Origin of the sequence: Ilumatobacter nonamiensis YM16-303 (assembly GCF_000350145.1) — a bacterium.
GTDB classification, from domain to species: domain Bacteria; phylum Actinomycetota; class Acidimicrobiia; order Acidimicrobiales; family Ilumatobacteraceae; genus Ilumatobacter_A; species Ilumatobacter_A nonamiensis.
On the sequence record NZ_BAOL01000192.1, the window covers coordinates 1 to 2,113 of the forward strand.

2 protein-coding genes are annotated in these 2,113 nt (G+C 65.6%); both read left to right on the forward strand.

Annotation, left to right across the window (positions count from 1 at the left end):
- Nucleotides 1–73: 73 nt before the first annotated feature.
- The gene (locus ON45_RS16490) at nt 74–985 is read left to right on the forward strand and encodes a fumarylacetoacetate hydrolase family protein (protein ID WP_051063225.1); all 912 of its coding nucleotides are present in this window, start codon (nt 74–76) and stop codon (nt 983–985) included.
- Nucleotides 978–2,063 (forward strand): DUF7064 domain-containing protein, encoded by a 1,086-nt coding sequence (locus tag ON45_RS16495; protein WP_083915081.1) that lies wholly within the window; start codon nt 978–980, stop codon nt 2,061–2,063. Before ON45_RS16490 ends, ON45_RS16495 begins: the two co-directional genes overlap by 8 nt.
- The last annotated feature ends 50 nt before the right edge of the window (nt 2,064–2,113 follow it).

A 2,113-nucleotide genomic window follows, 5' to 3' on the forward strand; every position in this document is an offset into this window, starting at 1 on the left:
TACGTGACGGGTCAGACCCGTTACGTAACGGTCGGGTGCGGTCGGAGTCGCGGCGAGCGGCGATGATGGCGGAATGGGATTTCGACTTGCCAACGTCGACGGTCGGGCGAGCCTCGCCGTCGGTGACCACTACCTCGACATCGAGACCGCATCCTTCGGATCGATCGGATCCGATCCCGCCGAAGCGCTCGCCGCTCCGCATGCCCTGGCTCGCCTCGCTGCGTCGGTGCTGCCCGACATGCAGACCGGGCTGATCGCGGACGCGGTGTTCGGCCCGCCCGTGCCGAGACCGGGGCAGGTGTTCGGGGTCGGCTTGAACTATCGCAACCACGCCGCGGAGGGTGGGATGGAGGTGCCCGACGTGCCGCTGATCTTCACCAAGTTCCGATCGAGCATCGCCGGTCCCAACGCCGACATCGAGCTGCGCAGTGAGTACTGCGACTACGAGGGCGAACTCGTGGTGGCGATCGGAATCAGCGGTCGCGACATCGCGGTTGCCGACGCGTGGAACCACGTGGGTGGAATGTGCGTGGGCCAGGACGTGTCCGACCGCGCGGTTCAGATGGCGACCAGCCCGCCCCAGTTCAACCTCGGGAAGTCGTTCGACACCTTCGGTCCGATCGGTCCGTTCCTCGTGTCGCCCGATGAACTCGACGACCCGTCCGCACTGCGGATCACGACGCAGGTCAACGGAGAGATCCGCCAGGACGGCAGCACCGCCGACCTGATCTTCGACATCCCGACGCTCATCTCGTACCTGTCGCACATCACGACGCTGCACCCCGGCGACCTGATCTTCACCGGCACACCGGGCGGGGTCGGTGTCGCGCAGGGCCTGTTCCTCGCCGACGGCGACGTCATCACGACCACGATCGACGGCCTCGGCACCATGACCAATCGTTGTCGCCGCATCACCGATCACCCGAATGCATCCACCATCCCCGAAGGCTGGCGAGCGGCCTGGAAAGCGAGTACCCATGACTGAATCCATGTCCGGCGACACCGTGACCGACCCCGACGAGATCGTCATGGTCCTGGAACCGGAGGACGAGTACACCCACGTTCCCGACGACGCGGAGAACTACAACGAATCGATGTACCTCAACGCGTTCGACCTCGGGTTGCAGGCCGGCGGATGGTTCCGCCTCGGCAACCGCGTGAACGAGGGATACGCCGAGATGACGGTCTGCCTCTATCTGCCCGACGGCCGCGTCGGCTTCATCTACGACCGGCCCCAGATCGAGAACAACGACGAGATGCGCGCCGGTGGGCTCACGATCTCCGTGGTCGAACCGTTCGAACACCTGAAGGTCGAGTACTCGGGTCGGGTGTGCCTGCTCGACGACCCGAGCCAGATGGCCGATCCGCGCACCGCGTTCAAGAACAACCCGATGGTCGGTTGCACCGTCTCGCTCGACTATCGCGGGGTGTCGCCGATGTACGGCGGCAAGCCGCAGTACGCCGACGGACGCGAGATCGAGGTCGAAGCCGAGAAGAGCTTTGCGAAGGCCCACTACGAGCAGCACTGCTCGGTCACGGGCACGATCACCGTCGACGCCCCCGAAGCCGGCGGGACCGGCGTCGTGATGGAGATCGACGGGCTCGGACTGCGCGACAAGTCGTGGGGTCCCCGATATTGGCAGGCGCTCACGTGGTACCGGTGGTTGCCGATGGTCTTCAGCGACGACTTCGCGATGATGGTCTCGGTGATCGATCGCGGTGAGGGTCGCGCTCCCTCGACGAGCGGGATGGTGCTCGTGGGCGACGAGTACCACAAGGTGCTCGACTGTCGGATCGACGCCGACTACGACGAGAACGGCGAGCAGACCACGATGCGCGTCTGGGCGAAGACCGCCGAGCGCGAGTACGACGTGACCGCCGAGGTGATGTCGATGATCCCGCTCCGCAATCGCCGCAAGACGCCCGACGGCGAACAACTCCACACCCGGATCACCGAGGCGATGACCCGCTACGAGTGCGATGGTCACGTCGGCATCGGAATGAGCGAGTTCCTCGACCAGGTGGTCGACGGCTGGCCGATCGGCGTCCCCACCCCCACCTGACCCCACCTCCCATCGTGTTCTCGTGAACAGTTCTCGCGCTCCGTGCGCGA